Origin of the sequence: Aeromonas sp. S8(2024), assembly GCF_041403085.1 — a bacterium.
In the GTDB taxonomy this organism is placed as follows: Bacteria; Pseudomonadota; Gammaproteobacteria; order Enterobacterales; family Aeromonadaceae; genus Aeromonas; species Aeromonas dhakensis.
Genome location: NZ_JBGLRF010000001.1, coordinates 680,344 through 706,832 on the forward strand (window position 1 = coordinate 680,344; position 26,489 = coordinate 706,832).

Annotated in this window: 20 protein-coding genes and 2 pseudogenes; 15 read left to right on the forward strand and 7 right to left on the reverse strand. The window is 60.8% G+C overall.

Translation table 11 applies throughout. The features are described from left to right. The 7 genes from ACB031_RS02955 to ACB031_RS02985 all read left to right on the forward strand — a co-directional run bounded on the left by ACB031_RS02955 (position 1) and on the right by ACB031_RS02985 (position 9,322). Entirely contained in the window at positions 1-840 is an 840-nt protein-coding gene (locus ACB031_RS02955; RefSeq protein ID WP_371138965.1) for an enoyl-CoA hydratase-related protein, read from the forward strand. Positions 841-949: 109 nt separating this feature from the next. Further along, the gene (locus ACB031_RS02960; protein ID WP_371138966.1) at positions 950-2,914 is read left to right on the forward strand and encodes a biotin carboxylase N-terminal domain-containing protein; all 1,965 of its coding nucleotides are present in this window, start codon (positions 950-952) and stop codon (positions 2,912-2,914) included. Beyond that, on the forward strand, positions 2,911-3,879 hold the full coding sequence (locus tag ACB031_RS02965; protein ID WP_371138967.1) for a hydroxymethylglutaryl-CoA lyase: 969 nt from the start codon (positions 2,911-2,913) through the stop codon (positions 3,877-3,879). Before ACB031_RS02960 ends, ACB031_RS02965 begins: the two co-directional genes overlap by 4 nt. A gap of 11 nt (positions 3,880-3,890) precedes the next feature. Next, positions 3,891-4,313 (forward strand): MerR family DNA-binding transcriptional regulator, encoded by a 423-nt coding sequence (locus ACB031_RS02970; RefSeq protein WP_005301493.1) that lies wholly within the window; start codon positions 3,891-3,893, stop codon positions 4,311-4,313. A 38-nt stretch (positions 4,314-4,351) separates the two neighbouring features. Beyond that, positions 4,352-5,113, forward strand: coding sequence for a substrate-binding periplasmic protein (locus ACB031_RS02975; protein WP_371138968.1), 762 nt, complete (start codon positions 4,352-4,354; stop codon positions 5,111-5,113). A gap of 48 nt (positions 5,114-5,161) precedes the next feature. Further along, positions 5,162-8,062, forward strand: coding sequence for a DUF748 domain-containing protein (locus ACB031_RS02980; RefSeq protein WP_371138969.1), 2,901 nt, complete (start codon positions 5,162-5,164; stop codon positions 8,060-8,062). A 663-nt stretch (positions 8,063-8,725) separates the two neighbouring features. Next, on the forward strand, positions 8,726-9,322 hold the full coding sequence (locus tag ACB031_RS02985) for a GPR1/FUN34/YaaH family transporter (RefSeq protein WP_017764320.1): 597 nt from the start codon (positions 8,726-8,728) through the stop codon (positions 9,320-9,322). A gap of 82 nt (positions 9,323-9,404) precedes the next feature. Here the strand turns inward: ACB031_RS02985 and ACB031_RS02990 are convergent, their stop codons facing one another. Together ACB031_RS02990 and ACB031_RS02995 are read right to left on the reverse strand one after the other, a co-directional pair. Then, complete coding sequence (locus ACB031_RS02990; protein WP_371138970.1) at positions 9,405-10,214, reverse strand: zinc-dependent peptidase; 810 nt, start codon at positions 10,212-10,214, stop codon at positions 9,405-9,407. An 18-nt stretch (positions 10,215-10,232) separates the two neighbouring features. Further along, positions 10,233-10,670 carry a GNAT family N-acetyltransferase gene (locus ACB031_RS02995; RefSeq protein WP_371138971.1) on the reverse strand — a complete coding sequence of 146 codons (438 nt, stop codon included), beginning with the start codon at positions 10,668-10,670 and terminating at the stop codon, positions 10,233-10,235. 316 nt (positions 10,671-10,986) lie between these two features. Here ACB031_RS02995 and ACB031_RS03000 point away from each other — a divergent pair, with 316 nt between their 5' ends. From ACB031_RS03000 to ACB031_RS03010, 3 genes and pseudogenes are all read left to right on the forward strand, one after another. Next, positions 10,987-12,486 carry a sodium:alanine symporter family protein gene (locus tag ACB031_RS03000; RefSeq protein WP_017779667.1) on the forward strand — a complete coding sequence of 500 codons (1,500 nt, stop codon included), beginning with the start codon at positions 10,987-10,989 and terminating at the stop codon, positions 12,484-12,486. Positions 12,487-12,578: 92 nt separating this feature from the next. Continuing rightward, positions 12,579-13,568 (forward strand): annotated as a pseudogene (locus ACB031_RS03005) (replication endonuclease); the annotation flags it as partial. 199 nt (positions 13,569-13,767) lie between these two features. After that, positions 13,768-14,400: a hypothetical protein gene (locus ACB031_RS03010; RefSeq protein WP_371138972.1), complete on the forward strand. Its 633-nt coding sequence runs from the start codon at positions 13,768-13,770 to the stop codon at positions 14,398-14,400. Between the two features lie 110 nt (positions 14,401-14,510). Here ACB031_RS03010 and ACB031_RS03015 read toward each other — a convergent pair whose 3' ends face one another. From ACB031_RS03015 to ACB031_RS03030, 4 genes and pseudogenes are all read right to left on the reverse strand, one after another. Beyond that, positions 14,511-15,338: a TIGR02391 family protein gene (locus tag ACB031_RS03015; RefSeq protein WP_371138973.1), complete on the reverse strand. Its 828-nt coding sequence runs from the start codon at positions 15,336-15,338 to the stop codon at positions 14,511-14,513. 87 nt (positions 15,339-15,425) lie between these two features. Further along, positions 15,426-15,893 carry a hypothetical protein gene (locus ACB031_RS03020; RefSeq protein ID WP_371138974.1) on the reverse strand — a complete coding sequence of 156 codons (468 nt, stop codon included), beginning with the start codon at positions 15,891-15,893 and terminating at the stop codon, positions 15,426-15,428. 417 nt (positions 15,894-16,310) lie between these two features. After that, positions 16,311-16,561 (reverse strand): annotated as a pseudogene (locus ACB031_RS03025) (ogr/Delta-like zinc finger family protein). 414 nt (positions 16,562-16,975) lie between these two features. Then, positions 16,976-17,782, reverse strand: a complete 807-nt coding sequence (locus ACB031_RS03030; protein WP_371138975.1) for a crotonase/enoyl-CoA hydratase family protein — start codon at positions 17,780-17,782, stop codon at positions 16,976-16,978. Positions 17,783-17,949: 167 nt separating this feature from the next. Here ACB031_RS03030 and ACB031_RS03035 point away from each other — a divergent pair, with 167 nt between their 5' ends. From ACB031_RS03035 to ACB031_RS03055, 5 genes are all read left to right on the forward strand, one after another. Beyond that, a complete protein-coding gene (locus ACB031_RS03035) occupies positions 17,950-19,737 on the forward strand; it encodes a putative nucleotidyltransferase substrate binding domain-containing protein (protein ID WP_371138976.1) in 1,788 nt (595 codons plus the stop codon). Positions 19,738-19,739: 2 nt separating this feature from the next. Beyond that, on the forward strand, positions 19,740-20,366 hold the full coding sequence (locus ACB031_RS03040) for a 3'-5' exonuclease (protein WP_371138977.1): 627 nt from the start codon (positions 19,740-19,742) through the stop codon (positions 20,364-20,366). A 109-nt stretch (positions 20,367-20,475) separates the two neighbouring features. Beyond that, positions 20,476-20,787 (forward strand): DUF485 domain-containing protein, encoded by a 312-nt coding sequence (locus ACB031_RS03045; protein WP_005301514.1) that lies wholly within the window; start codon positions 20,476-20,478, stop codon positions 20,785-20,787. Beyond that, positions 20,784-22,439, forward strand: a complete 1,656-nt coding sequence (locus ACB031_RS03050) for a cation acetate symporter (RefSeq protein ID WP_371138978.1) — start codon at positions 20,784-20,786, stop codon at positions 22,437-22,439. Before ACB031_RS03045 ends, ACB031_RS03050 begins: the two co-directional genes overlap by 4 nt. 235 nt (positions 22,440-22,674) lie before the next feature. Next, positions 22,675-24,267: an ABC-F family ATPase gene (locus ACB031_RS03055; protein ID WP_010633798.1), complete on the forward strand. Its 1,593-nt coding sequence runs from the start codon at positions 22,675-22,677 to the stop codon at positions 24,265-24,267. A 247-nt stretch (positions 24,268-24,514) separates the two neighbouring features. Here ACB031_RS03055 and ppiD read toward each other — a convergent pair whose 3' ends face one another. Continuing rightward, the gene (gene ppiD / locus ACB031_RS03060; protein WP_371138979.1) at positions 24,515-26,428 is read right to left on the reverse strand and encodes a peptidylprolyl isomerase; all 1,914 of its coding nucleotides are present in this window, start codon (positions 26,426-26,428) and stop codon (positions 24,515-24,517) included. Positions 26,429-26,489 lie beyond the last annotated feature (61 nt).

Here is a 26,489-nt window from a genome sequence, read left to right on the forward strand (position 1 = left end):
ATGTCCGATCCATTCAGTCACGACATCCAGCCCGGTTTTCGGCTGGAGCGACACGGCCCGCTGGCCGAGCTGGTGCTGTCGCGCCCGGCCCGCCACAACGCCTTCGACGCCGACCTCATGCTGGGGCTGCTCGACTGCCTCGACGAGCTGGCCCACACCCACGGCCAAGCCCTCGCCTTCCGCCCCCACGCCCTGCTGCTGCGGGCGGAAGGCAAGCATTTTTGCGCCGGCGCCGACCTCAACTGGATGCGCAACCAGGCCCACTCCGATTTCGAGCACAACCGGGAAGACGCCCGGGTGCTGGCCCGGCTGATGCAAACCCTGGACGAGCTCCCCTTCCCCACGGTGGCGCTGGTGCAGGGGGCCGCCTACGGCGGGGCGCTTGGCCTTATCTGCGCCTGCGATCTGGTGCTGGCCGACGATGACGCCCGCTTCTGCCTCTCCGAGGTGAGCCTCGGGCTGGTGCCCGCGGTGATCAGCCCCTACGTGGTGCGCGCCATGGGAATGCGCCAGGCCCGCGCCCTGATGCTCAGCGCCGAACCGTTCGATGCGGTCACTGCCTGCCGGCTCAACGTGGCGCACCGGCGCTGCCCGCCGGATCAGCTGCTGGCCGAAGGGCGCGCGCAGGCCCTGCGCCTGTGCCGCAACGGGCCGGAGGCGATGAAAGAGACCAAGCGGCTGCTGGCCGCCCTCGAGAGCCACAGTGCCAGCCTGCACGAAGAGAAAACCGTCGAGACCATCGCCCGGGTACGGGTCGGTCTCGAAGCCCAGGAGGGGATGCAAGCCTTCTTCGACAAACGCTCCCCCAGCTGGCGCCCCCGTTTCAAGGACGAAGCATGACTCAATACCACCCCATCAAGCGCCTGCTGATCGCCAGCTGTGGTCAATATAACTGGAGTGTGGATCAACACGCTTCGCACTTGTGCGCCTTGAGCGACAGGGAGCCAGCATGATCCATCACACTCCAATTAAGCGCCTGCTGATCCCCAACCGCGGCGAAATCGCTGTGCGGATCATCAAGACCGCCCGGCGCCTCGGCATTCACACCATCGCCCTCTACTCGGACGCCGACGCCAGCGCCATGCATGTGCGCGAAGCCGACGAAGCCTGGCATCTGGGGCCGGCCCCCGCCCGGGAGAGCTACCTCGACACCGGCAAGGTGCTACGTATCGCCCAGCAGGCGAACGCCGACGCCATCCACCCGGGCTACGGTTTCCTCTCCGAGAACAGCGACTTTGCCGCCGCCTGCGAGCAGCAGGGCTTGCGCTTCATCGGCCCAAGCGGCGCCGCCATCCTCGCCATGGGCGACAAGTCCGGCGCCAAGGCGCTGATGCAGGCCGCCGGCGTGCCGGTGCTGCCCGGTTATCACGGCGCGGATCAGCACCCCGACTTTTTGCGCGATCAGGCGAGCCAGGTGGGCTTTCCGCTCCTTATCAAGGCGGCCAGTGGCGGCGGTGGCAAGGGGATGCGCCGGGTCGATCAGCTGGCCGACTTTGACGCGGCCCTGGCAGCGGTCAAGCGGGAGGCAAGTTCTGCCTTCGGTGACGACCATGTGCTGCTGGAGCGCTATCTCGCCTGCGCCCGCCACGTGGAGGTGCAGGTGTTTGCCGATACTCTCGGCAACGCCATCTATCTGGGGGACCGGGACTGCTCGTTGCAGCGCCGCCACCAGAAGGTGATCGAGGAGGCCCCCGCCCCCGACATTCCTCCGGTGCTGCGCCGTGCCATGGGCGATGCGGCCGTCGCCGCCGCCCGTGCCATCAAGTATCGAGGGGCTGGCACCATCGAATTTCTGCTGTGCGGGGAGGAGTTCTTCTTCATGGAGATGAACACCCGGCTGCAGGTGGAGCACCCGGTCACCGAGGCCGTCACCGGCCAGGATCTGGTGGCCTGGCAGCTGGCAGTTGCCGAAGGCAAGCCGCTGCCGCTCACCCAGGAGGAGGTGGTGCTGCGCGGCCACGCGGTGGAGGCGCGCCTCTACGCCGAGGACGTGGCGGCCGGTTTTCTGCCAGCCAGCGGCCCCATCCAATGGCTCAGCTGGCCCAAAGGAGTGCGCATCGATACCGGGGTCGGCGCCGGCGATGCGGTGAGCCCCTATTACGACCCCATGATCGCCAAGCTGATCGCCCATGCACCGAGCCGCAGCGAAGCCTTTGCCAGCCTGGCCGACGCGCTGGCGGCGCTGGAGCTCGGCCCCCTGGTGCACAACGGCCCGCTCTTGCTGCGCCTGTGCGAAGAGCCCGAAGTGCTGGCGATGGGCCACCACACCCAGTGGCCCATTCCCACCGACGCCCTGCCCGTTCCGGCGCTCGCCTGGCCGCTCGCCGCGCTCTGGCTCGCCAGTCGCCAGCGCGATGCCTCCCCCTGGCAACAGGCAACAGGCTTTCGGCTCGGCCCCAACCGCAGCTTCAGCGCAGCGGTGCGCATCGGCGAGGAGACCCGCGTGCTGACCCTCACCGAGCGAGCCGGCGCCCTGCTCTGGCAGGGCGAGCAGATCCCGTTCGAGCTTGGGCCGGATCATGTTCGCCTGCAGCAGGCCGGCAGCTGGCAACGCTACCCGCTGCAGTCCCTCGGCGAGGGCGACTATCTGCTGCAACTGGCGGGCAGGCGTATCCGCTTCTCGGCCGATGATCAGCATCATCAGCTGCACCATGATCACCAGGTGGGCGGCGGCGCCGGCATCCTGGCCCCCATGCACGGCATCGTCGTGGCGCTGCAGGTCGAGGCCGGCCAGCCGGTCAGCAAGGGGCAATCTCTGCTGGTGCTGGAGGCGATGAAGATGGAGCACGTCCTCAAGGCCGACCGGGATGGGGTGATCGAGGCGCTCCAGTGCCGCCAGGGCGAACAGGTGAGTCAGGGCGCCATGCTGGTGCGCTTTGCCGAAGAGCAGACCGGGCAGGAGGAGCGCTCATGAACCGAGCACAGGAGAACCGGGACGACAAGGTCAGCCTGGTGGAGATGGGGCCGCGGGACGGCCTGCAAAATGAAACTGCGACCCTCTCGCTGGTGCAGCGGCTGGAGCTCATCGCCCGGCTGGCCGAGAGCGGGCTGCAGCGCATCGAGGTCGGCGCCTTCGTCTCCCCCAAAAAAGTGCCGCAGATGGCGGATTCCGCAGCACTGTTCGACGCCCTGCCGCGCAAGGTTGCAACCCGTTACGGCGCCCTGGTGCCCAATCTGCAGGGGCTGCAGGCCGCCATCGCCGCCCGCGCCGACGAGATAGGCCTCTTTACCGCCTGCTCGGACGGCTTTACCCGGGCCAACATCGGCATCAGCGTGGAGGAGTCGCTGGTGCGCTTCGCCCCCCTGGTGCAGGAGGCGCGCAGCCTTGGCATCAAGGTGCGCGGCTACCTCTCCACCGTCATCGCCTGTCCGTTCGACGGCCCGACCCGGCCCAAGCGGGTCGCCGCCATGGCCGAGCGACTGCTGGATCTGGGCTGCCACGAGATATCGCTCGGCGACACCATAGGCGTCGGCACCCCGGGCACCGTGGCCCCCATGCTGGATGCGGTGCTGCACGAGATCCCGGCCGGCCGGCTGGCGGTCCATTTTCACGACACCTATGGCCAGGGACTGGCCAACCTGCTGCCGGCACTGGAGCGCGGCATCCGTACCATCGACAGCTCGGTGGCCGGGCTCGGTGGCTGCCCCTATGCCCCCGGCGCCTCCGGCAACGTCGCCTCGGAGGAGGTGGTCTATCTGCTGCACGGCCTTGGCATGAGTACCGGGGTGGATCTCGACCAGCTGGCCGCCACCGGCCAGTGGGTGAGCGAACAGCTCGGCCGCCCCAACGGCTCGCGGGTCGGCCGGGCCCTGCACGCCAACGCCGAGCGGCTGCGCACGCGGCTGTGCCAACCATCCCCTCACTCATCCCCGCACTAAGGAGCCCCGCCATGCCCAATACCCTCGCCCACGGACTCGCCGGCAAGGAGGTGACCTACAGCATCTCCGAGCTGGCTCACGAGTTTGACATCACCCCGCGCACCATCCGCTACTACGAGGACGAGGGGCTCATCACCCCGACCCGGGAGGGACAGACCCGCATCTACAGTCACAAGGACAAGATCCGCCTCAAGCTGACCCTGCGCGGCAAACGCCTCGGCTTCAGCCTGGCGGAGATCCGCGAGCTGTTCGACATGTATGACACCGACCGCTCCAGCAAGACCCAGCTCAACTCCATGATCCAGCTCATCGAAACCAAGCGCCACTCCCTGCGCCAGCAGCTGGAAGATATCCAGATGGTGATGGCCGAGCTGGAGGCGGCCGAGCAACGCTGCGTAAATTCCCTTAACGGCTTGAAAACTGGCGCAGATTAACCGAATCTGGGGTTATTTACCCCCTCCCGGGAGCCCCGATGAAACGCTGGTGCTGGTTGTTGCTGCTGCTCTGCTGCGGGGCATGGGGCCACCCTGTGATCCGGGTCGGCGGCTACCCCTATGCCCCCTTTGTGATCAAGGATGCGAACGACGGCTATCACGGGCTGACCCTGGATCTTATCGCCCAGCTCAACGACATCCAGCGGGACGTGCGTTTCGTCTTCGTGCCCACCTCCGCCACTCACCGCTACCAGGCGCTGGCCCTCGGTCGTTTCTCCCTGATCCTGTTTGAAGACATCCATTGGGACTGGCATGCCGATGAGGTGCTGATGACCCGTCCGCTGCTGCTGGGTGGAGAGATCTATGTTGCGCTCAAGGCGCCGGGGCGGGATCAAACTTTCTTTGATCATCTGGAGCAACGCCAGCTGATCGGGGTCAGCGGCTATCACTACGGCATCGCCGACTTCGACGCGACACCGGGCAACATGAAGCGACGCTTCAACATCACCCTGGTCAAGGACAACGTCAGCGCCCTGCAGGGGCTGTTCAAGGGGCGCGGCGAGGTGGCCATCATCAACCTCTCCTACCTCAACCAGTTCGAGAAAGAACAGCCGGAACAGGCCGCACGACTGCTGCGATCGGACAAATGGGATCAGCAATACGCGCTGCGAGCCCTGCTCAGCCCGGATAGCAGAGTCTCGGTGCAGCAGCTGGAGTTGTGGCTGGATACGCTTGAAAAGAGCGGAAAACTGGCAAGCCTCTGGACAAGGTACGGCGTACAGAATCAAGTGGCACCATGATAATGACCTGAAAGTTTGTTACCCTATGCGCATCAATTGGAGACCCTCATGCCCAAGCCCCTGCGTGCCCGCCTGCTGCGCTACGCTCTCTACTTCTGCGCCGCCCTGCTCTGTTCTCTGCTCATTCTGTTATGGCAAGCCCCCGCCCTCACCCAGCGCCACCTGCCGGCCTGGCTGGCCAAACACTACGGTCTGCACCTGAGCCTGGGGGAGATAGACGTCGGCCTGCGCCACCCCTCCCTCGCCATCGGCCCCACCACCCTGTTTGATGACCAGCAGCAGCCCCTCGTCGCTTTCGATCGCTTGCAGCTCACCCCCCTGATAGGGGAAAGCTGGCGCCAGCGCGCCCTGATCCTCGATGAGGCACTGCTGGTCAAGCCGACGGTCAATCTGGTACGACTGGCGGATCGCGGCCAAGACGCTCGCTTCAACCTGACCGAGGCGCTGGCCAGCCTGCTCGCGCCGGGTGACGCCGCAACCACCGACAGTGGCGCCCCCCTGCTGGTGCAGATCAACCGGCTGGCGGCCGAGCAGGGTCACATCACCTATCAGGACAGCCGCAAGCAGAGCAGCTCCGGCTGGGTGCCCACCCTGACCCTGAGCGGGCTCGACCTGCAATTGCCACGCTTTTCCACCGCCCCTGGCCGTGCCAACCCCTTCGTGCTAGGAGCCACCCTCAATAAGCAGAGTCCACTCAAGGCGAGCGGTGAGCTCGACATCATGAGCGGCGCCGGCAAGGGTAAGATCAGCCTCGGCAAACTGGCCCTCGCCCCCTTCGCCCCGCTCTGGGCCCCTTATCTTGATATCAAGCTGGCCAGGGGCGAGGCCAACGCCGAGCTTGCCTACCAGATAGCCGAGGGCAAGCAGGGACTGGGCTGGCAACTCTCCAAGGGCAAGCTGACCCTCAATGACTGGCAGCTCCAGCGCCGCAAGGGCGGCGAATTTGCCCGCTTCAAGCAGCTGGCGCTGACCGGCATCGCGCTCGACGGCAGCAAGCAGGCGCTGCAGATCGACCGGGTGACGCTCAAGGCCCCGGCCGTCAGTGCGGTGCTCGATGCCAACCAGCAGCTGGATCTGGCGACCCTGCTGATCCCCCAGCCGCCGGTCAAAACCAGTAAAGCCGCCAAACCGGCCGCCCCGGCCAAACCCTGGCGCTGGAGCCTCAAGCAGACCCGCATCGAGCAGGGCCAGCTCAAGCTGACCGAATCGAGCAGCGGCAAGCCGCTGCTGCGCGAGCTCTCCGCCCTGACGCTGGCCCTGGGTCCGCTGGGCAGTCAGAGAGGACAGAGCAGCCCGCTCACCTTGAGCGGGGCACTCAACAACCAGGCAAAACTGGACTTTGACGGCGACCTCGCCCTGGCGCCCTTCAGCCTCAACGGCGAGATCAAGCAACAGGGTCTGCCGCTCAGCTGGGCCCAGCCCTACCTGCAGGATCTGCTGCGCATCAGTGTGCGCGACGGCCAGCTTGCCAGCCGTACCAAGCTGGCGCTGGCCACCGATGCCAAGGGGGCATTGAGCAAGCTGGAGCTGAGCGGCGGGCTCGACATCGATCGGCTCAACGTGCTGGATCGGGCCGACAACCAGCGCCTGCTGCAAATTGAGCAACTGCAACTGAGCGGCCTGCACTACGACGGCCTCAGCCAGCAGGTGAAGATCGACGACATCCTGCTGCGCAAACCCTTCGCCCGCATCGAGATCAACGAGGACAGGGTCACCAACGTGCAGCAACTGCTGCTGCCGCAACCGACCACGGCCAAGCCCGCCAGCAGCGGCCCGGCCCCCCGCGTCAGCATCGCCCAGGTGCGCACCGAGCAGGGCAACCTGCGCTTTGCCGATCGCAGCCTGAGCCCGGAATTCGTGGTGGACATCGCTTCCCTCAGCGGCCAGAGCCGTCACATCAGCAACATCCCGGGCCAGCGCTCCGAGCTGGCCTTCAACGGCAAGGTGGACCGCTATGCCCCGGTAACCATTCGCGGCGGCACCAACCTGCTGATCGAGCAGCCGGTGCTGGACGTGGCCGTCACCTTCAACAACCTGGAGCTCACCACCTTCACCCCCTACTCCAGCACCTACGCCGGTTACGCCATCGACAAGGGCCAGCTCTCCATGAAGCTCAACTACCAGTTGCACGGCAACCGGCTGGAGGGGGACAACGACATCACCATCAAGAAGTTGCAACTGGGGGAAAAGGTCAAGAGCGAGCAGGCCAAGGATCTGCCGCTGGGGCTGGCGGTTGCCCTGCTGAGCGATGCCAATGGCGTCATCCAGATGAACCTGAAGGTAAAGGGCAATCTGGATCAGCCTGACTTCAGCCTCGGCAACATCTTCTGGGACGTGCTCGGCAACACCCTGCGCAAGGCAGTCACCTCCCCCTTCTCGCTGCTCGCCTCCCTCGCGGGTGGCAGCGAGGACCTGGACGAGCTGCCCTTCCTGCCTGGTGAGCCGGATCTCACTCCCACCCAGCAGGAGAAGCTGACCAAGCTGGCACAAGCCCTCAAGGACAGACCCAAGCTCAGCATGAACATTCGCGGCAAGGTCAACTTCAACGAGGAGCGCCCCATCTTGCAGCGCCAGAAGCTCGAACGGGTGCTGGCCAAGATCACCGGCAACCCGGTGGATCTCGATCTGCTGGAACAGGACCCCGCCATGCAATCGGCACTGGCGGAGGCCTATGAGGCCCGTTTCAACGAAGATCTCGGGGATCTGGCCGATCGGCTGAAGCTCGATGAAGTGAGTCCGGCCCTGCGCACCCAGGCGGTGCTCCTGCTGCGGGATCAGCAGCTCATCACCGCCAAGTCCCTGCGCAATCTGGCCATGCGCCGCGCCCAGAACACCAAGGAGTTTCTGGTAGACCGCCAGGGGATCGCGCCGGAGCGGCTGTTTGTGCTGGACAGCCAGGTCAGGGAGGCCGACAAGGAGGCCAAGGTGGTGCTGACCCTGGACGATTGAGCCGGTGACATCAGCAGGATGAGGGGGATGCCATTCCCCCTCTTCTTTGGGATTGAACCCTCCTTTCGAAACCTGTTGCCGAGCACATGCCTCGCACTCCTTGCTCTTCTCCCTTCATCCGACCAGCTCTCTCGGCTATCCAGCAACAATCTGCGTCACTGCATAAGGCCAACTGCAGGACCCAAGCTCGCATTCAACACTTTATCACCCCCATCCTGACCCCTTGTTTCAGATATCCACCTCGTCAGCTCACTCGCCCGGCGCAATGCCCCTTGCTTAGCCATGTCGAAGCCGCGGACAGACAGTCAGGTCGCTTGCATTGAACCGGTCATTGACGCCCCTTGTCTGATGGCATATGAGCGTATTTTTTGGACTCAGGTGTGCTCAGGCTTGGCGGTGGAAATACGGTAGACAGCGCGGCTCAGCCCATCGCCTCGAGCTGTATGAAACTTTCAGAAATGTTCCACTTAATACAACTTTTCAACCTTGTCCGCACCATTCATTCACCAGCCATCTACCTGGATCGCACGAATGGTCAGCCGGGTAAAAAATTCCGTTATTTTTTTACTGTTTCATCCCTTCCGCCTCTTGCCCGAGGCCAAGAGCCTGCCTAAAATCGCGCGTCTTTTATCAACCCCCACCTCTATTTTTGGAGAACGCCACGTGAGCGAAAAATTGGCCAACCCTGCCCCTCTGGGTCTGATGGGTTTCGGTATGACCACCATTCTGCTGAACATCCATAACGCAGGTTTCTTCCCCATCAGCGCCATGATCCTGGCCATGGGCCTGTGCTATGGCGGTCTGGCCCAGATCATCGCCGGTATCATGGAGTACAAGCGCGGCAACACCTTCGGTGTGACTGCCTTCATCTCCTACGGCACCTTCTGGTGGAGCCTGGTGTTCCTGCTGGTGATGCCGACCATGGGTCTGGCCGAAGCCACTCCGCACGCCTACATGGGCTGGTACCTGCTGATGTGGGGCATGTTCACCCTGTTCATGCTGATCGGGACCGTCAACTACCCGCGCGTGAAGCAGTTCGTGTTCGCCTCCCTGACCGTGCTGTTCTTCCTGCTGGCCGCCCGTGACTTCACCGGCAGCACCCTGATCGGCACCATCGCCGGTTTCGAAGGCATCATCTGCGGCGCCAGCGCCATCTACCTGGCCATGGCCACCGTGATCAACGAGCAGTTCGGCCGCACCGTGCTGCCAATCGGCGATCACAAAAAAGCCGCCGCCGTTCAGCTCAAAGCCGCTGCCTAAGCACCCGGCCGACACAGCTGTAACGAAAAAGGCACCCCGCGGGGTGCCTTTTTGTTGGGCGCGATTTGCCAGGTTCACCCGACTAGCCGTGATACTCGGGCTCACCCGCCAGCAGTCGGGTCGCCGGAAAACGCGTCGCCGGCTGCTGGCCGAAGAAGCAGGTGAACTGCTCATACACCGCCGGATAGGTGTCGCGCAGGCGCAGCGGATCGGTAAAAAAGCTCTCGCTGCACACCGCCAAGAACTCGGCCGGGTGCGAGGCGGCGTAAGGGTCGATGGCGGTAGGCTCATGGCGATCCAGCTGCGCCTGCATGGCATCGAATGCTGCCTGCAGCGCACTCGTCCACTGGCGCGGATCCATGCCTGCCGGCAGCGGCGGCGCCCCGTCGGCCTCCCCTCCCAGCATGTCGAGCTTGTGGGTCAGCTCGTGGATCACCAGATTGAAGCCGTCCCAGTCCCCGTCCTGCTGCAGCTCGCTCCAGGCCAGTACCAGCGGCCCCTGGGGCCAGGATTCGCCGGCGTTCTCCTCTTCCACCTCGCTCACCAGCCCGAACTCGTCCTGCACCTGCTGGCGGCGCACCACAGGCTCGGGGATCAGGATGATTTCGTGAAAGCCCCGATACCAGTCGAGCCCCAGATGCAGAATGGGCAGCGCCGCCTGCAGGGCCAGCACCGCCTGCTGGCGGGGGGTAAGCGTCACCCCGATCTGGGTGAGGGTCTTGCGGGCCAGCAGCTGCTGCGCCAACCCGATCAGGGTCTGCTCCTCCTCCCGGGAAAAGCCCTGCAAAATGGGCACTGCGGCCAGGGCCTGCTGCCACTCCAGGGCATCCGGCCCCTGCTCATCTTGCCGGGACGCACCACCAAACACACTTCGTACGCGAGACCAGAACACGCAGACTCCTCTTGCTGATCAGACTGTTTTCACAAACCGTTTCGGACGCTCGACATACCCCTGCGTCAGATAGAAGCGATGGGCCCCTTCCCGCTTGAGGCTGCTGGAGAGCTCCAGCTGGCTGCACCCCCGCGCCTGTGCATGGCTCTCTGCCACGGCCAGCAGGGCGGCCCCCACGCCGCTTCCCCTTGCACCCTCATCGACAACCAGCGCCGAGATCAGGCCCCACTCTGGTGCAACGTGCAGCGGGTTCAGCCAGTGCCACACCAAGACGCCTGTGATCCCCTCATCCAGGCAAGCCACCAGCACCTCGCGGCCCGGATCCGGCGTCAGCCAGCGCCCCCCCAGCTCCTGTGGGCTGACCGGGTAACCCAGCTGGCCGAACAAGTCGGCCATGGCGGCCACATCCCCGGCGCAGGCCGGGCGGATCACCGCCGTCTCTCTCTCTGTTTGCATCCTTGGCCTCGATTTTGCTCTGCTTCTCCCCCACGGGCATGCCGATGAAAGAGGAGATGATACCGGGTTGACACCGTATTTTGTCCAACCACATCACGATTTGTTAATGTCAATTCACAAATTAACAAGGTGACAACATATTTCGCTAGGAAGCCCCAGCACAAATCGATATGTTAAAACCCGCGGACTGGCCAGTGGAAACTTCCGCCACCGACTGGTCCCCAATCATAACGAGTGACCCCTGGGTCACCTGAAATTTAAGGGAGCGGGGCAGAGACCCCGCCAACAAGACAGCACAACAAAGGAGTTGTTGTACATGAATGAGATCGTCAATGCCATCAATGGTGTGATTTGGAGCCCTGCGCTCATCTACCTGTGTCTGGGGGTAGGCCTCTACTTCTCCCTGCGCAGCCGCTTTTTGCAACTGCGTCACATCAAGGAGATGATCCGCTTGATGTTTGATGGCAAGAGCACGGATGCGGGGGTCTCCTCCTTCCAGGCGCTGGCCATGACCCTGGCCGGTCGCGTCGGTACCGGCAACATCGCCGGGGTCGCCACCGCCATCACCTTCGGTGGCCCGGGCGCCCTGTTCTGGATGTGGATGGTAGCCTTCCTCGGCGCCAGCTCCGCCTTCGTGGAGTCCACCCTGGGTCAGGTCTACAAGGAGAAGATCAACGGCGAATACCGCGGCGGCCCGGCCTTCTACATCGAGAAGGGACTTGGCATGAGCTGGTTCGCCTGGACCTTCGCCATCGCCACCATCTTCGCCTGCGGCGTGCTGCTGCCAGGGGTGCAGGCCAACTCCATCGGCGCCAGTCTGCAGACTGCATTTGATATCGATCCGAACGTCACCGCCGCCGGTCTGGCGCTGCTGCTCGGTTTCATCATCTTCGGTGGCGTCAAGCGCATCGCCAGCTTCGCCAGTACCGTGGTGCCCTTCATGGCGCTGGGCTACATCATCGTCGCCTGCGTCATCATCGCCCTCAACATCCATGCGCTGCCGGGCGTGATCCTGCTGATCTGGAAGAGCGCCTTCGGGATGGATGCCGGCTTCGGTGCCATTCTGGGTCTGGCCATCATGTGGGGGGTCAAACGTGGGGTCTACTCCAACGAAGCAGGCCAGGGTACCGGTCCGCACGCCTCTTCCGCCGCCGCGGTAAGCCACCCGGCCAAGCAGGGCCTGGTGCAGGCGTTCTCCGTCTACATCGACACCCTGTTCGTCTGCTCCGCCACCGGCTTTATGCTGCTCATCACCGGCCTCTACAACGTGCAGGGGCCGGATGGCGCGGCGCTCTACACCGGCATTGCCGGCGTAGCTGCGGGCCCGGGCTATGTGCAGACCGCCATGGAGAGCATGATGCCGGGCTTTGGCAGCATGTTCGTGGCCATCGCGCTGTTCTTCTTCGCGTTCACCACCATCGTCGCCTACTACTACATCGCCGAGACCAACATAGCGTTCGTCAACCGCAAGATTAACCGCCCCTGGCTCACCTTCCTGTTGAAGCTCGGTCTGATGGCGGCCATCGTCTACGGCACCGTCAAGACGGCCGATCTGGCCTGGGGCATGGGTGACATCGGGGTCGGCCTGATGGCCTGGCTCAACATCATCGCCATCCTGCTGCTGCAAAAGACCGCCTTCACCTGTCTGAAAGACTACGAGGCCCAGCAGGCCCAGGGGCTGGATCCGGTGTTCCACCCGGAGAAGCTCGGCATCAAGAACGCCGACTACTGGTCTGGTCACCGCTCCGAAGACAACCTGGAGCAGGAGAAATCCGGTCACTCGTTCGAGCCGGATCAGGATCGCAAGATCTCCTGATCGCTTAAGACTCACCCAACAAAAATGGCAGCCTCGGCTGCCATTTTTATTTCTTTAATTTCAATAGATTGCATCAACTCAATTAGTTGAGTGCCAAAAGCATCGACGGCGCCAACCTGGACAATGACGAAGAGGCCGGCACCGCCGCCGATGAGGGCGCCCTGCATGCCGTGGCTTGGGCCAGTTGGTGGGGCATTCGCACCTTCCAGCAGATCGGAGGCGCCCCGGTTGGGGTATGGCGCGAGCTGCGCCGCATCAGCAACGCCAAGAAGCATGCCGAACTGGTTGGCCCACCCAAGCCCGTGCTGCAAGACCCGCGCTTTGAGGCGGCCCGCTTTGCCGCAGATAACGGCATTTTCCGCTGCTACCTGCACGCCATGGGCGGCGCACTAGCAACCCGTGCCGAGCACCCCATCAAGCTGGCCCACCTCATTGAGGAGCAAGCCAACAGCTATGGCGAAGCCATTAAGCGCCTGATGGGCATTACCTCCGCTCGCCTGGGCATCAAGACCCGCCTGCAAGGGTGGGAAATTGTGCCTGTCGGCACCCATGAAGCCAGGAAAGCCGCCGAGGCTGCAGCGAGGGGGGTTGGGGTTAAGACGGGCGACAGCCCGGCACCTTGGAGCTCTGACAATAACTGTACGCTACCGGATCCTGATGCCTTCGCAGACCAGATCATGAGGGAACAATGGGGGTTATCGCCATTCTCCATCGACCGATTGAGGGCTGGGGCTAGTGTCAGGGCAGATGGTTTCACCCTCTGGTTGGAGAACGGCCAGGTGCAGTCGAGTCGATCGCTCCCAAGAGAACCGGATTGGCAGCCAGAAGGAGTGTGGCCTGCCAAACAGTACCAGCCGGATGAATACGCGGTGCCGGAAGGCGATCCGGACTGGCCGATGCTGGTTGAGCTGTGCGGCAAGGTCTACCAGTCACAAGGCCACGCTGGGGCGCACAGCTGGATCGAGATGCTGCCGGAACTCTATCAGTCACACATGTGGGCAGAACTGGAGAAGCTGGACATCCCTGGGTGGATGCAGGAACAGGACGACTACAGTGAGGAATGGGCATCGACATTAACGTAAACAACAAGCAGACAATCAACGGCGAAACAACAAGGTCAAGCGATTACGTCTAGACATTTGATATATGTTAGTAATACTATTATTTAAAAGTTAATTGTCTTTAGTTATCACAAAAATAATCGGGTGTTAGGTAGAAGTCGATATAAATGGATTGATACAACTCTCTATCTAATCACTGTTAAATCCTAATGGGGTTGCAATGAAAGAAATGCAAGAAATGCAAGAAACGATCTTGAAAATGAAAAATAGTGTTAAGTTTGCTCAAAGTTGTTTGATTCCGGCTTACCAAGAGATTGCATACCTCACGGCTAATACTGAGATTTTGTTTGAAGATGCTAGTGAAAACCTACAGACACTTAACAAGGCGATTAAAAAAAGTGCAAAGAAGCGAGGTATAGTTAGCAGGAATACCATTCGTAGTTCATGTGCTTGTATTGACGGTTTTTCATATATTCTCAAATGTGCACTTCAACGTACACTAGATAGGACTGAAGAGGGATTGTTCAGCAACGGACAGTTGAAATTTATAAAGAGCAACTTTACAAATGGCTCTGGCGCTGATAACTACAAAGACTCATTGAAGTGTTTTGCTAAAAAATATGGTGTAGATGTTTCTGGTGTTTTTGGAACTGGAGAATTCGATAAACTGAAAGAAATATTCGAGATACGCAATCGCTTGATGCACCCAAAGAATGGCAACGATTTTGAAATTACTCAGGAAGAAACAATACTTTTGACAGAGGCTATAGTTTGGTTTGTTGATTCCCAGCACATGGTTTTTAAACAAGTATTAGACCATATAGAAAAGCAAGTGAATGAAGTGTGCTCGTAGCATAGTACGAATTTAACAATGTATGTAAGACAGATTGTACAGATCTAGTTATCACCTGACACCGGCCTCAAACCGGTGTCAGGTGATAACTAGATCTGTACAGCCGTTTGTTAGGGCCTGCCTTGGTACATTTTTTGAGCTTCGATTGCACCATCCAAACGCCTATGAATTAATGAAACAGTTGACAGTATATCCAGCGCATCCAGCTCTTCAATAACCCAAGTTACTTTCGGCGCGTGTGCAGTAGTATTCCGAAAGGTACCAAAAATGCCTTTTAATAAGTTAGCAAAACCTTTTTGCTCGCTCTGCTCACTCTCCGTCTGTAAAGAACTCAAAGCTAAATGTGGTATTTTGTTGTTAAAAGAAAAAGCATCATCAACTAAAGCTGCACCATCTGAAGTTAGTCCCGTTTTGTGACGGATCTTCTCAGCGATACTCTTTGTGGCTTCAAAGACGGCATGAAAGTAGTTATCTACTAACAATTCGGACTTACAAAAGTAGAGTACGTCTGGATGAACGCACCTAGACAGCAACTTTTGCTTGAGCTTAGATGCTCTTGCCTCTGATTCAGATATCGTTTTTGTTCTTAGTACTTGCTTTATATTGCCGTTATCTTCAAGCTCCAGTCCCTCAAAAGACAAAACCTTATTTAGCCTAGCCCTTGTATCCTGGAACCATTCATGTCTATCAAAATGCCTTGAAGGTCGCATTACATGCTGAATGAAAGAGACTACATTATTTGCACAGCGATCTTTCTTCTGCTTTTGAGAAAGCGAGTCGTAAAGTCGTCTCCATTTTGTAGAGTTAAGACCGGGGTCCTCAATACTACACTCCGAAAGGAATTTAGATATTTCAGTTCCGGTAAGACCTAAGGGCGTATCTCCCAATATCTTTGACAAAGATTCAATAGTGGCAAAATCAAAACTTTTTACTGGCACCAAAATTCTCCTTTGCCCTAACGCAGCAAACACCGGTGAAAAAAGTGGAGCGCAGCGTAGCTTTTGACATCCGCGTGCTTTGCCTGGTTATGCATTTTGATAATACGCTTGGACTTCAGATAAAAAACTGTAAGCCATTGAGAATGGATCAACGTATATGCCGCTTCTACGATCAGTCGATACCTGCACATATGATATGACTTTATTATCTTCTGATATGTACGACAGATGGTCGGGCAAGTGTTCGAAAACCACTTCAAATGAATTGGCGTGCACAATTAAATTGAGTGCATTCCAAAGATCTAGCTCAATTTCACTCTGATCTATATTTCCAGATGGCGACCAGCACTTATGATTCAATCCAAACTTTTTGCTTTTATCGAACGACTCAAGCACTCTCCTTGCATTTAACGAAAACGTGCTAATAGCTTTCTGCACCTTGAGCTCCACTGGGTGCAAGACATCATTGTTATTTATATATTGGGCGCCGACTAGTGACCAAATTTCAACGGCAGAATCCTTAGCTAAATCAAATGAATTTTGCAGAATGCTCATATTTTTTCCTTAAGCAGAACAGTTTTTATGCGGAAGGTTTCTACATAGTAACGAACCTCTGTTCCGTATATATACACCACGCTTTTTGCTGCATTGAAAATATCGATGATATTTCAAAACCCTACGCAAACAGGCTTGGCCCACGCAGAGGATATATGGAACCTTTCCTCATTATTTGAGGGGGAGGGACTCAAAGGCACTCACAACCTTGTATCCCCTCTCCTGATACACAGGGTATCAAACGTAAACCATTGCAGTCAGCAAATAGTTATCTATCAGGCTGATTTCTTTCTCATTTTTTGATGAAGGTCAGCCTTGTGGGAGGAACGAAGAGAGGATAGACAGTGGCGACCGTAACAGAGGAGGGTATCCCTGATGACGATCCATCGTGCAAGAGTGGGAAAACAACTAGGAGCGCTATTGCGCCCCCAGTCCTTTGAGTACCAGCTGCGCCCCTCTGGCGTCAGTGACCCCATCAAGCTAAGCACCAGCTGGTTGGTGGTCTTGGCCGAGGGACTTAGGGTGTGGGCGAACGACAAGGTGGCCACCCAGCGATGGCCACACTCTGTATCGGTGCACTGGCAGTAGAGATTTGAGACATCATCGCTCAGTCGGTTGATCTTGGTAATGCGGCCCCGCTGGCCACACACTTTGCAATAAACCCGCATTGCCTGATTTTACAATAAAATCAACAACTTATCTTGCAACGGCAAACTCTAAAACCTACCATCCGACCTATTACACCGCCGTCATCTGGCCGAAGCACGATCGCGGGTCCGGCTACGACACCCCGTGCAAGCGCTCAAAACCGAAGAGGTCGATGGCAAACTCAAGCTGTACGCCATCCCCTGCCCGAATCGGGATCTCATCTACTACTGGAGCCAAAGCGCCTAGTATCAGCTCTGCTTCATCCAGCTCTTCGAGAACGTCACCTACCTAGGGCACACCCACCTGCTGGGCCTCCGTGTCACCGATGAGCCCAACCCGAGGATAAGGAAATGAAACCAGAACGGTTCGATCAGATGCTGGGGCCCTCAATGGCCTTGGCACCAGATCGATACCATTTCTTTTTATCCCGCCTGTCAGAGCGCATTGCGGCGCGGTCCGAACGGCAGGCGCCAGCGAAACAGGCTGTTGAGGGTGGCGCGCCACTGGTTGGGGCGTCCCAGGATCTGCTTTTGCAACCGGGTCTCTTCTTTGAGCATCGCCTCGTCGCTGCGGGCCCAGGCCTGGTTGTAGAGCTGCTTGATCCCCGCCAGCGCGTCCGGCGACTTGGTGATGAGAGTTCTCGCGAACTCCCGCGCCTGGGCCAGCGGATCGTCGCAGACCCGGCTCACCAGCCCGAGGGACTTGGCCTCCGGCGCCGCCAGCTCGCGCCCGCTCATGGCCAGCTCCATGGCGGTATCCACCCCCATCAGGTTGCGCAGGGTGACGCTGCCGCTCATGTCGGGGATGATGCCCCACTTGACCTCCATCACCGAGAAGCGGCAATCGGGGGTGCTGAACCTAAAGTCGGCGCCAAGGGCGATCTGCAGCCCGCCGCCAAAGCAGACCCCCTGGGTCACGGCGATCACCGGCACCGGCAGCTGATGCCAGCCATAGGCCACCCGCTGGGCCAGGTTGGTGGCTTCGTCCGCCTCGCGTTTTAAAATCTCGAGCGCCGCCACCGGCTGCTTGAGCATGGATTTCACATCCAGCCCGGCGCAAAAGGCCCGCCCCTCCCCGTGCAGGATCACCGCCCGCAACCCCTTGTGCTGGCGCAGCTGCTCGAGTACCCCGTCGATGGCGCTGAACATGGCCCTGTCCAGCGCATTGAGCTTGTCGCCCCGCGCCAGCATCACCTCGGCGATGCCGTCCCGGATCTCGCATTTGACCCTTGGTTTTTCCATTTTCCCCTGTCCTCTCCTGAGCTCACACTGGTCATACCACAACGTTATCAGAGTGTTATCATCAGGTACAGCGGCCCATGGGATCGGCTGGCCGTGCGACTAAAGTCGGCTGGCCGGCAGCACGCCGCTTTGTCAGACTGATTTGACGCCACCGGCCAAGGATTGCCATGACCACCCTGTTCAACTTTGCCCGTCCGCCGTTTGAGTGCCTGACCGAGCCTGAGCGCCAACAACTGGGGCAGGCCCTCTCCATATGCTACTTTCGCGCCGGCCAAGCTGTGCTCAAGGCCGGCGACGCCCCGCCCGGCCTCTACCTCGTCATCAAGGGGGCGGTGGAGGAGTCGACCCCCCACCATCAGTTCGGCGACTACGGCGAGGGGGACATGTTCGATGTGCGCGCCCAGTTCGACGGCCACTGTCGCCACCAGTTCAACGCGCTGGACGATCTGCTCTGCCAGCTGATCCCCCGCGATACCTTCCTGGCCTTGTGTGAAGGCAACGACACCTTCGCCCGCTACTTCACCGCCAGCCTGGCACAGCGGCAGCAGCTGCAGGAGCAGCGCGCCCAGCTGGGTCAGAAGAATCTGGCGGAGTTCATCCTGACCCGCATCGAGCCCGGCCATCTGCAGCCACCGCTCATCGTCGACAGCCGCCTGTCGCTCCTGGCCGCCACCGAGGCCATGGTGGCCAGGGGCACCGATTGCCTGCTCTACCCCGCCACGGACGGCAGCCTGAGTCTCGCAACCCGCAAGACCCTGCTACACGCCCTCACCCTCAAGGGATTGCCGCTGACGGCGCCGCTGGCGGTGCTGACCCCCACCCCGCTGATCGGGCTGGCCCAGGGCAGCTATCTGTTCGATGCCCTGCTGCTGATGACCCGCCACCGCATCAAGCGGCTGGTTGTCTGGCAGGGACAGGAGGTGGCGGGGATCCTGCACCTCACCCAGGTGCTCGGCCTCTTCTCCACCCACTCCCACGTGCTGACCCTGCGCATCGCCCGCGCCGACACCCTGCCGGCGCTGGAGGCGGTGGCCCGTGAACAGCAGCAGCTGACCCGCTCCCTGTTCGCCCAGGGGATCCACACCGCCTTCTTGATGAAGCTCATCGCCACCATCAACGAGCAGCTGATCGCCAAGGCCTTCGCGCTGGTGATCCCGCCCGAGGTGCAGGAGCGGGTCTGCCTGCTGATGCTGGGCTCAGAGGGGCGCGGCGAGCAGATCCTCAAAACCGATCAGGACAATGCCCTGATCCTGCCCGCCGACCTGCACTGGCCCACCCAGCAGGCCGATCTGGCCACCTTCAGCGAGCTGTTGGCGAGGCTCGGCTACCCGCCCTGCCCCGGCCGGGTGATGGTCAACAACCCCGCCTGGGTCAAATCCCTCGACGGCTGGCTGCAGGAGATCGAGCGGGCCTGCGTCGAAGCCAGGGAAGAGGATCTGCTCTGGCTGGCCACCCTGGCCGACGCCCACCCCATCGCCGGCGATCGCGCCCTCCTTCCCCCCGTTGCCCGCAAGTTGCGCGAGCAGCTGGCCGAGCGGGGAGATCTGCTGGCGGAGATGGTGCGGCCGGCGGTCGCCTTTCACGCCCCCCTCACCCTGTTTGGCCGGCTGGAGCGGGCACCGGAGGGGCTGGATCTGAAACGTGGCGGCCTCTTCCCGCTGGTGCACGGCATCCGCATGCTGGCGCTGGAAGCTACCATCCTGGAAACTTCCACCCTGGGGCGCATCGAGGCGCTGGTGGCGGCAGAGCGGCTCAGCGCCAGCTTTGGCGCCGATCTGGCGGAGGCGTTCAGACTGTTCGTGCGACTCAGGCTGCGCAGCCAGCTCAAGGAGGGGGAGAGCAGGGTGCAGGTCAATGATCTCAGCCATGGCGAGCGGGACCTGCTGCGCCAGGCGCTGCATCAGGTGAAGAAGTTCCAGCAGTGGCTCACCTTGCACTTTCGTCTGAGGCAATAGCCGTGTTGAGCCGCCTGCGTCGTCACTGGCTTGGCCGCCGCTTTCACGCCTCGGCGTTCGCGCCGCTCTTTGCCGCCCCCCCTGCCGACGAGTGGGTGGCCCTCGACTTCGAGACCACCGGCCTGGATCCCGACCGGGCCGAGATCGTCGCCATCGGGGCGGTGCGCATTCGGGGCAACCGGCTGCTGACCGGAGAAGCGCTCTCCCTGCGGGTGTTGCCACCCGACAACCTCACCGCCGAGTCGGTGGTGATCCACGGTCTGCGCCATCAGGATCTGCAACAGGGCATGGAGCTGGAAGCCGCGCTGCATCAGCTGCTTGCCTTCATCGGCCCCCGTGAACTGGTGGGGTATCACATCGCCTATGATCTGCGCATCCTCAACCTGGCCTGCCGCAAGTTGTGGGGGTTGACCCTGGCGCAGCGAGGCATAGAAGTGAGCCGGCTCTACCACGATCACCTCTATCGCCGCTATCCTGAGGCCGTCATCGATCTTCGTCTCGCGGCGATCTGCCACCATCTGGCACTTCCCCCCCTGCCCGCCCACGACGCCCTCAGCGACGCCATCACCGCGGCCCTCATCTTCCTGCGCCTGCATCAGGGCGGGCCACTGGCTTATCCCAAAGTCTAATTGTCCACAAATAACATTTGATTCACATTTTGGTTACATGGACAGCTTAGGCTGCCCGGTAGGGAACCCCCTCATCCACCGCTGACACTCAACGTCATGGAGCACTGCAATGGAACAGCAACCTTATCTTCGGATCCAGCAAGATCCCAACTTCCAGGCGCTGGTCGCCAAGCGCCAGCGCTTCGCCTGGTCCCTCTCCATCCTGATGCTGGGGCTCTACCTGGCGTTCATCCTGCTCATCGCCTTTGCCCCCGGCTGGCTGGGCACCCCCTTGAGCGAAGGATCTTCCGTCACCCGCGGCATCCCGGTCGGGATAGGTCTCATCCTGTCCGCCTTCGTGCTGACCGGTGTCTACGTGTTTCGGGCCAACGGCGAGTTTGACGAACTGAACCAGAAGATCCTCAAGGGAGTGAAATCATGAAAGGCAAGTTTCTGCTGCTGCCGGCCCTGCTGGCATCGTTCCCCCTGCTGGCAGCCGATGCGCTGACCGGCGAAGTGCATCGCCAGCCCCTCAACATCCCGGCCATCATCATGTTCGTGGTCTTCGTGGCGGCAACCCTGTTCATCACCTACTGGGCCTCCAAGCGCAACCGCTCGGCCGCCGACTACTACGCCGCCGGCGGGCGCATCACCGGCTTCCAGAACGGTCTGGCCATCGCCGGTGACTACATGTCCGCCGCCTCCTTCCTCGGCATCTCGGCGCTGGTCTACACCTCCGGCTACGACGGTCTCATCTACTCCATCGGCTTTCTGGTGGGCTGGCCCATCATCCTGTTCCTGATCGCCGAACGGCTGCGCAACCTCGGCAAGTACACCTTTGCCGACGTGGCCTCTTACCGCCTCAAGCAGACCGAGGTGCGCACCCTCTCCGCCAGCGGCTCGCTGGTGGTGGTCGCCCTCTACCTCATCGCCCAGATGGTCGGTGCCGGCAAGCTGATCGAGCTGCTGTTCGGCCTGCAATACCATGTGGCCGTGGTGCTGGTCGGCATCCTGATGGTGCTCTACGTACTGTTTGGCGGCATGCTGGCCACCACCTGGGTGCAGATCATCAAGGCGGTGATGCTGCTCTCCGGTGCCAGCTTCATGGCCATCATGGTGATGAAGTCGGTCAACTTCGACATCGGCACCCTGTTCAGTGAAGCGGTCAAGGTGCACGAGAAAGGGATCGCCATCATGAGCCCGGGCGGCCTGGTCGCCGATCCCATCTCCGCCATCTCGCTGGGTCTGGCCCTGATGTTCGGTACCGCCGGCCTGCCCCACATCCTGATGCGCTTCTTCACCGTGAGTGACGCCAAGGAAGCCCGCAAGTCGGTGTTCTATGCCACCGGCTTCATCGGCTACTTCTACATCCTCACCTTCATCATCGGCTTTGGCGCCATCCTGCTGGTCAGCACCAACCCGGACTTCAAGGATGCCACCGGCGCCCTGCTGGGCGGCACCAACATGGCCGCCATTCACCTGGCCGATGCGGTAGGCGGCAGCCTGTTCCTGGGCTTCATCTCCGCCGTGGCGTTTGCCACCATACTGGCGGTGGTGGCCGGACTGACCTTGGCCGGCGCCTCTGCGGTCTCCCACGACCTCTACGCCAGCGTCATCAAGAAGGGCAAGGCCAACGAAGCCGACGAGCTGCGCGTCTCCAAGCTCACCACCATAGTGTTGGGTGTGGTGGCCATCGGGCTGGGGATCCTGTTCGAGAAGCAGAACATCGCCTTCATGGTGGGTCTGGCCTTCTCCATCGCCGCCAGCTGCAACTTCCCAGTGCTGTTCCTCTCCATGTTCTGGTCACGCCTGACCACCCGCGGCGCCGTCTATGGCGGCTGGCTGGGGCTGGTGAGTGCAGTCAGCCTGATGATCCTGGGCCCGACCGTGTGGGTGAAAGTGCTGGGTCATGCCCAGGCCATCTTCCCCTACGAGTACCCCGCCCTCTTCTCCATGGGGCTGGCGTTTGTCGGGATCTGGTTCTTCTCGGTGACCGACAAGTCACAAAATGCTGCCGAGGAGCACGCCAAGTTCTTCCCGCAGTTCGTCCGCTCCCAGACCGGGCTTGGCGCCGCCAGCGCCAGCTCCCACTGAGCCTTCCATTGACAGTTGCAAGCCGGCCTCAGGGCCGGCTTTTTTCATGCCGACAGGCTACAGTTAGCGCCCGTTGCAGTCCGATCTATGCGGCCATGGCCGCCAGGGTACGCGAGTGCCCAGCACCACCATCCAAATCCCCCCTGCAATAGACCCGGATCACAGTTCTTGCTAAAACTTTCGGGGGATCTGTGCCATAATGCGCGCCATTTGACAGATCAACCGGGACATTCCAGTGCTTTCAAGCAACAACATCACCATGCAGTTCGGCGCCAAGCCGCTGTTTGAGAACATCAGCGTCAAGTTTGGCGGCGGCAACCGCTACGGCCTCATCGGCGCCAACGGCTGTGGCAAGTCCACCTTCATGAAGATCCTCGGCGGCGATCTGGAGCCCACTGGCGGCAATGTGAGCCTGGACGTCAACGAGCGGATCGGTAAGCTGCGTCAGGATCAGTTCGCCTACGAAGAGATGCGCGTGCTGGACGTGGTCATGATGGGTCACACCGAGCTGTGGGCCGCCATCGCCGAGCGCGATGCCATCTACGCCAACCTGGAAGCGACCGACGACGACTACATGAAGGCCGCCGAGCTGGAAGGCCTGGTCGCCGAGTATGACGGTTATACCGCCGAAGCGCGCGCAGGCGAGCTGCTGCTGGGTGCCGGCATTCCCATCGAGCAGCACAACGGCCCGATGAGCGAAGTAGCGCCGGGCTGGAAACTGCGGGTGCTGCTGGCACAGGCGCTGTTCTCCAACCCCGACATCCTGCTGCTGGACGAACCGACCAACAACCTGGACATCAACACCATTCGCTGGCTGGAACAGGTGCTCAACGATCGCGAGAGCACCATGATCATCATCTCGCACGACCGTCACTTCCTGAACTCCGTCTGCACCCACATGGCGGATCTGGACTACGGCGAGCTGCGCGTCTACCCGGGCAACTACGACGAGTACATGACCGCTGCTACCCAGGCCCGTGAGCGGCTGCTGGCCGACAACGCCAAGAAGAAGGCCCAGATCGCCGATCTGCAATCCTTCGTGTCGCGTTTCAGCGCCAACGCCTCCAAGTCCAGCCAGGCCACCTCTCGCCTCAAGCAGATCGACAAGATCAAGATTGAGGAAGTGAAGGTCTCCAGCCGCCAGAACCCCTTCATCCGCTTCGAGCAGGAGAAGAAGCTCTACCGCAACATCCTGGAGATCGAAGGCGTTTCCAAGGGTTATGGCGACGGCCCCCTGTTCAAGGGGCTCAACATGATGCTGGAAGTGGGCGAGAAGGTCGCCATTCTGGGTACCAACGGTATTGGTAAATCCACCCTGATCAAGACCCTCGTTGGGGCACTGGCACCGGATACCGGCACCATCAAGTGGTCCGAAAACGCTCAGATCGGCTACTACGCCCAGGATCACGCCGAGGACTTCGACACCGACCTCAATGTGTTCGACTGGATGGCCCAGTGGAAACAGGAGAACGAAGACGAGCAGGCCGTACGCTCCGTGCTGGGCCGCCTGCTGTTCTCCCAGGACGACATCAAGAAGCCGGTCAAGGTGCTCTCCGGTGGTGAACAGGGCCGCATGCTGTTCGGCAAGCTGATGATGCAGCGCCCCAACATCCTGATCATGGATGAACCGACCAACCACCTGGACATGGAATCCATCGAATCCTTGAACCTGGCGCTGGAGATGTACAAGGGCACCCTGATCTTCGTCTCCCACGACCGTGAGTTTGTCTCCTCCCTGGCGACCCGCATCCTGGAGCTGACCGAGAACGGGATCCGCGACTTCGGCGGTACCTACGAGGATTACCTGCGTACCCAGGGCGTGGTATAATCCCCTGCCCGCACATCCCGTCAATGAAAACCGGCACCTGAGTGCCGGTTTTTTTATGCCTGTTGGCAAGGCTCCCTCTTGGGATGCAGACCAGAAGAGCCAAGGGTTTGGCTCCCGCAACTGACCTTCCGCCAGGCAGCTTATCTTCGGCCAGAAGGAGCAGCACATCCCGCCCCTTCTACCGCGTGCAGATAAAAAAACGGCCCCATCAAGGGGCCGTTCTCATATCGACTGGGATCGGTTTGACTTATTCGACCGTGGCTTCCACGTCGGTGAAGTACTCAATCTTGGCAGACTTGCGCAGCTCGTCGATGAGAGACTTGTAGCTCACCTGAGCCTTGCCCTGACCCAGCTGGCCTTGCAGCAGCTTGGCCATGCCGGACGGCTCCTTGGCGACGGTCACCTTGTCCAGGGCCACCACCACGCGGTCACCATTGGCTTCGGTCACCAGCTCGACGCTCGGCTTGCCATCGACCGGATGAGGCATGCGGAACGCCTGTGCCACCAGGTTCTGATCCAGATCCTGGGCGAAACGGGCGACGCCATCGTGGTTCTCCACCTTCAGACCCAGTGCAGTCAGCTCGGGCTGGATGTTCTCGCCGGCCTTGAGCTTGTCCAGCAGACCCTGCGCCTTGCCACGGGCCACTTCACTGGCCTTGTCGTGCTTGATGGCGGCGATCACCTGCTCTTTCACCTCCGCCAGCGGCTTGGCCGCTTTCGGCTGGTGACCGGTGATGTGCATCACCAACGCCTTGCCGTCAGCCAGCTCGATCACGTCGGAGTTGGTGTTGTCATCGCGCAGCTGCTCGGAGAAGGCCGCAGAGAGCGCCTTGGGATCATTGAGCGGTGCCGGGGCATCAGCCTGGCTGAAGTAACCGGTGGACTGCACCTTGAGGCCCATGGTCTCGGCGGTCAAGTCCAGCGAGTCCGGGTTCTCGAAGCTGCTGTCGGCCATCTTCTGCTGCTCGGCAAAGAACAGCTCCTTGGCCTTGTCGCTCTGCAGACGGCTGATGGTCTCTGCCTTCACATCGGCAAACGGCTTGGTCTGGGCCGGTTCAACCCCCAGCAGCTTGATGACGTGGAAGCCGAACGGGCTCTTGACGACGGCGGAGAGATCGCCGGCCTTGGCCAGGGCAAAGGCCGCCTTCTCGAACGCCGGATCCATCACCCCTTTCTCGAACCAGTCCAGCTCGCCGCCCTTCTTGGCGGAGAAGGTATCGGATGAGTCGGCCTTGGCCAGCGCGGCGAAGTCGTCACCCGCCTTGGCTTTGGCCAGTACGGCTTCAGCCTTCTGCTCGGCGGCTTTCTCGTCCTTGCCAAACGGGATCAGGATGTGAGCCACGTGGCGACGCTCGGCACGCTGGAACAGATCCTGGTGCTGATCGTAGTAGTCCTGGGCATCCTGCTCGCTTACCTTGACGTCTTTGCCAAGGGTGGCGGCGTCCAGCAGCAGATAGTCGACCTTGACCTGCTCGTCGTTCATGAAGCGGTTGCTGTTGGCCTTGTAGTATTGCTCCACCTCTTCATCGGAGACTTTCACGTCACCCAGATAGGCGGAGGCGGCCAGGCGCACCAGACGCAGATCGCGAGTCTGGTTGTAGAGCTTGTCCAGTTGCTCGGCTTCACCCTTGAGCGCAAATTCGGTGCCCAGCAGGGCGCCCATCAGTTGCTGACGCACCATGTCCTGGCGCAGGGAGTCACGGAACATCTCGGGGGTCATGCCGGCACGGCGGATCAGCTGCAGGTAGCGATCGTTGTTGAACTTGCCCTCTTCGGCAAACTCGGGCATGGCTACGATGGCCTGCTTGATCTGCTCATCGCTGACCCGCAGACCCAGTTCACGGGCCTTGCTGTCAAACAGGGCCTGATCGATCAGACGGTCCAGTACGCCGCGACGGAACTGTTTCATGTAATCGGGATTGGCGGCCAGCTGATTGAAGGACTCCCCCATTTGGGACTCCATGCGGGCGCGCTCGTTGCGGTAGGCATTTTCCAGTGCCGCGGCAGTGATATCCGTGCCGTTGACGGTGGCGGGGGCGGTACGGGCCGGACCGTTCAGATAGCTACCTACACCGGCCAAGGCAAAGGAGAGGATGATCAGGCCCAAGATAACCTTGGCCACCTTGCCCTGCGCCCCTTCGCGTAGTTTATCCAACATCATGTTTGTACTTATGCTCCCGAACTCGATGGGCGTAAATAATGAAAAGGCGCACCGATTGCGA

Coding starts and splice junctions, on each gene's coding strand:
- ACB031_RS02965 (WP_371138967.1), top strand. CDS start 2,911: ATGAACCGAGCACAGGAGAACCGGGACGACAAGGTCAGCCTGGTGGAG.
- ACB031_RS03020 (WP_371138974.1), bottom strand. CDS start 15,893: ATGAGCATTCTGCAAAATTCATTTGATTTAGCTAAGGATTCTGCCGTT.
- ACB031_RS02970 (WP_005301493.1), top strand. CDS start 3,891: ATGCCCAATACCCTCGCCCACGGACTCGCCGGCAAGGAGGTGACCTAC.
- ACB031_RS02960 (WP_371138966.1), top strand. CDS start 950: ATGATCCATCACACTCCAATTAAGCGCCTGCTGATCCCCAACCGCGGC.
- ACB031_RS03035 (WP_371138976.1), top strand. CDS start 17,950: ATGACCACCCTGTTCAACTTTGCCCGTCCGCCGTTTGAGTGCCTGACC.
- ACB031_RS03045 (WP_005301514.1), top strand. CDS start 20,476: ATGGAACAGCAACCTTATCTTCGGATCCAGCAAGATCCCAACTTCCAG.
- ACB031_RS03010 (WP_371138972.1), top strand. CDS start 13,768: ATGAAAGAAATGCAAGAAATGCAAGAAACGATCTTGAAAATGAAAAAT.
- ACB031_RS02995 (WP_371138971.1), bottom strand. CDS start 10,670: ATGCAAACAGAGAGAGAGACGGCGGTGATCCGCCCGGCCTGCGCCGGG.
- ACB031_RS03030 (WP_371138975.1), bottom strand. CDS start 17,782: ATGGAAAAACCAAGGGTCAAATGCGAGATCCGGGACGGCATCGCCGAG.
- ACB031_RS02955 (WP_371138965.1), top strand. CDS start 1: ATGTCCGATCCATTCAGTCACGACATCCAGCCCGGTTTTCGGCTGGAG.
- ACB031_RS03000 (WP_017779667.1), top strand. CDS start 10,987: ATGAATGAGATCGTCAATGCCATCAATGGTGTGATTTGGAGCCCTGCG.
- ppiD (WP_371138979.1), bottom strand. CDS start 26,428: ATGATGTTGGATAAACTACGCGAAGGGGCGCAGGGCAAGGTGGCCAAG.
- ACB031_RS03050 (WP_371138978.1), top strand. CDS start 20,784: ATGAAAGGCAAGTTTCTGCTGCTGCCGGCCCTGCTGGCATCGTTCCCC.
- ACB031_RS02980 (WP_371138969.1), top strand. CDS start 5,162: ATGCCCAAGCCCCTGCGTGCCCGCCTGCTGCGCTACGCTCTCTACTTC.
- ACB031_RS02975 (WP_371138968.1), top strand. CDS start 4,352: ATGAAACGCTGGTGCTGGTTGTTGCTGCTGCTCTGCTGCGGGGCATGG.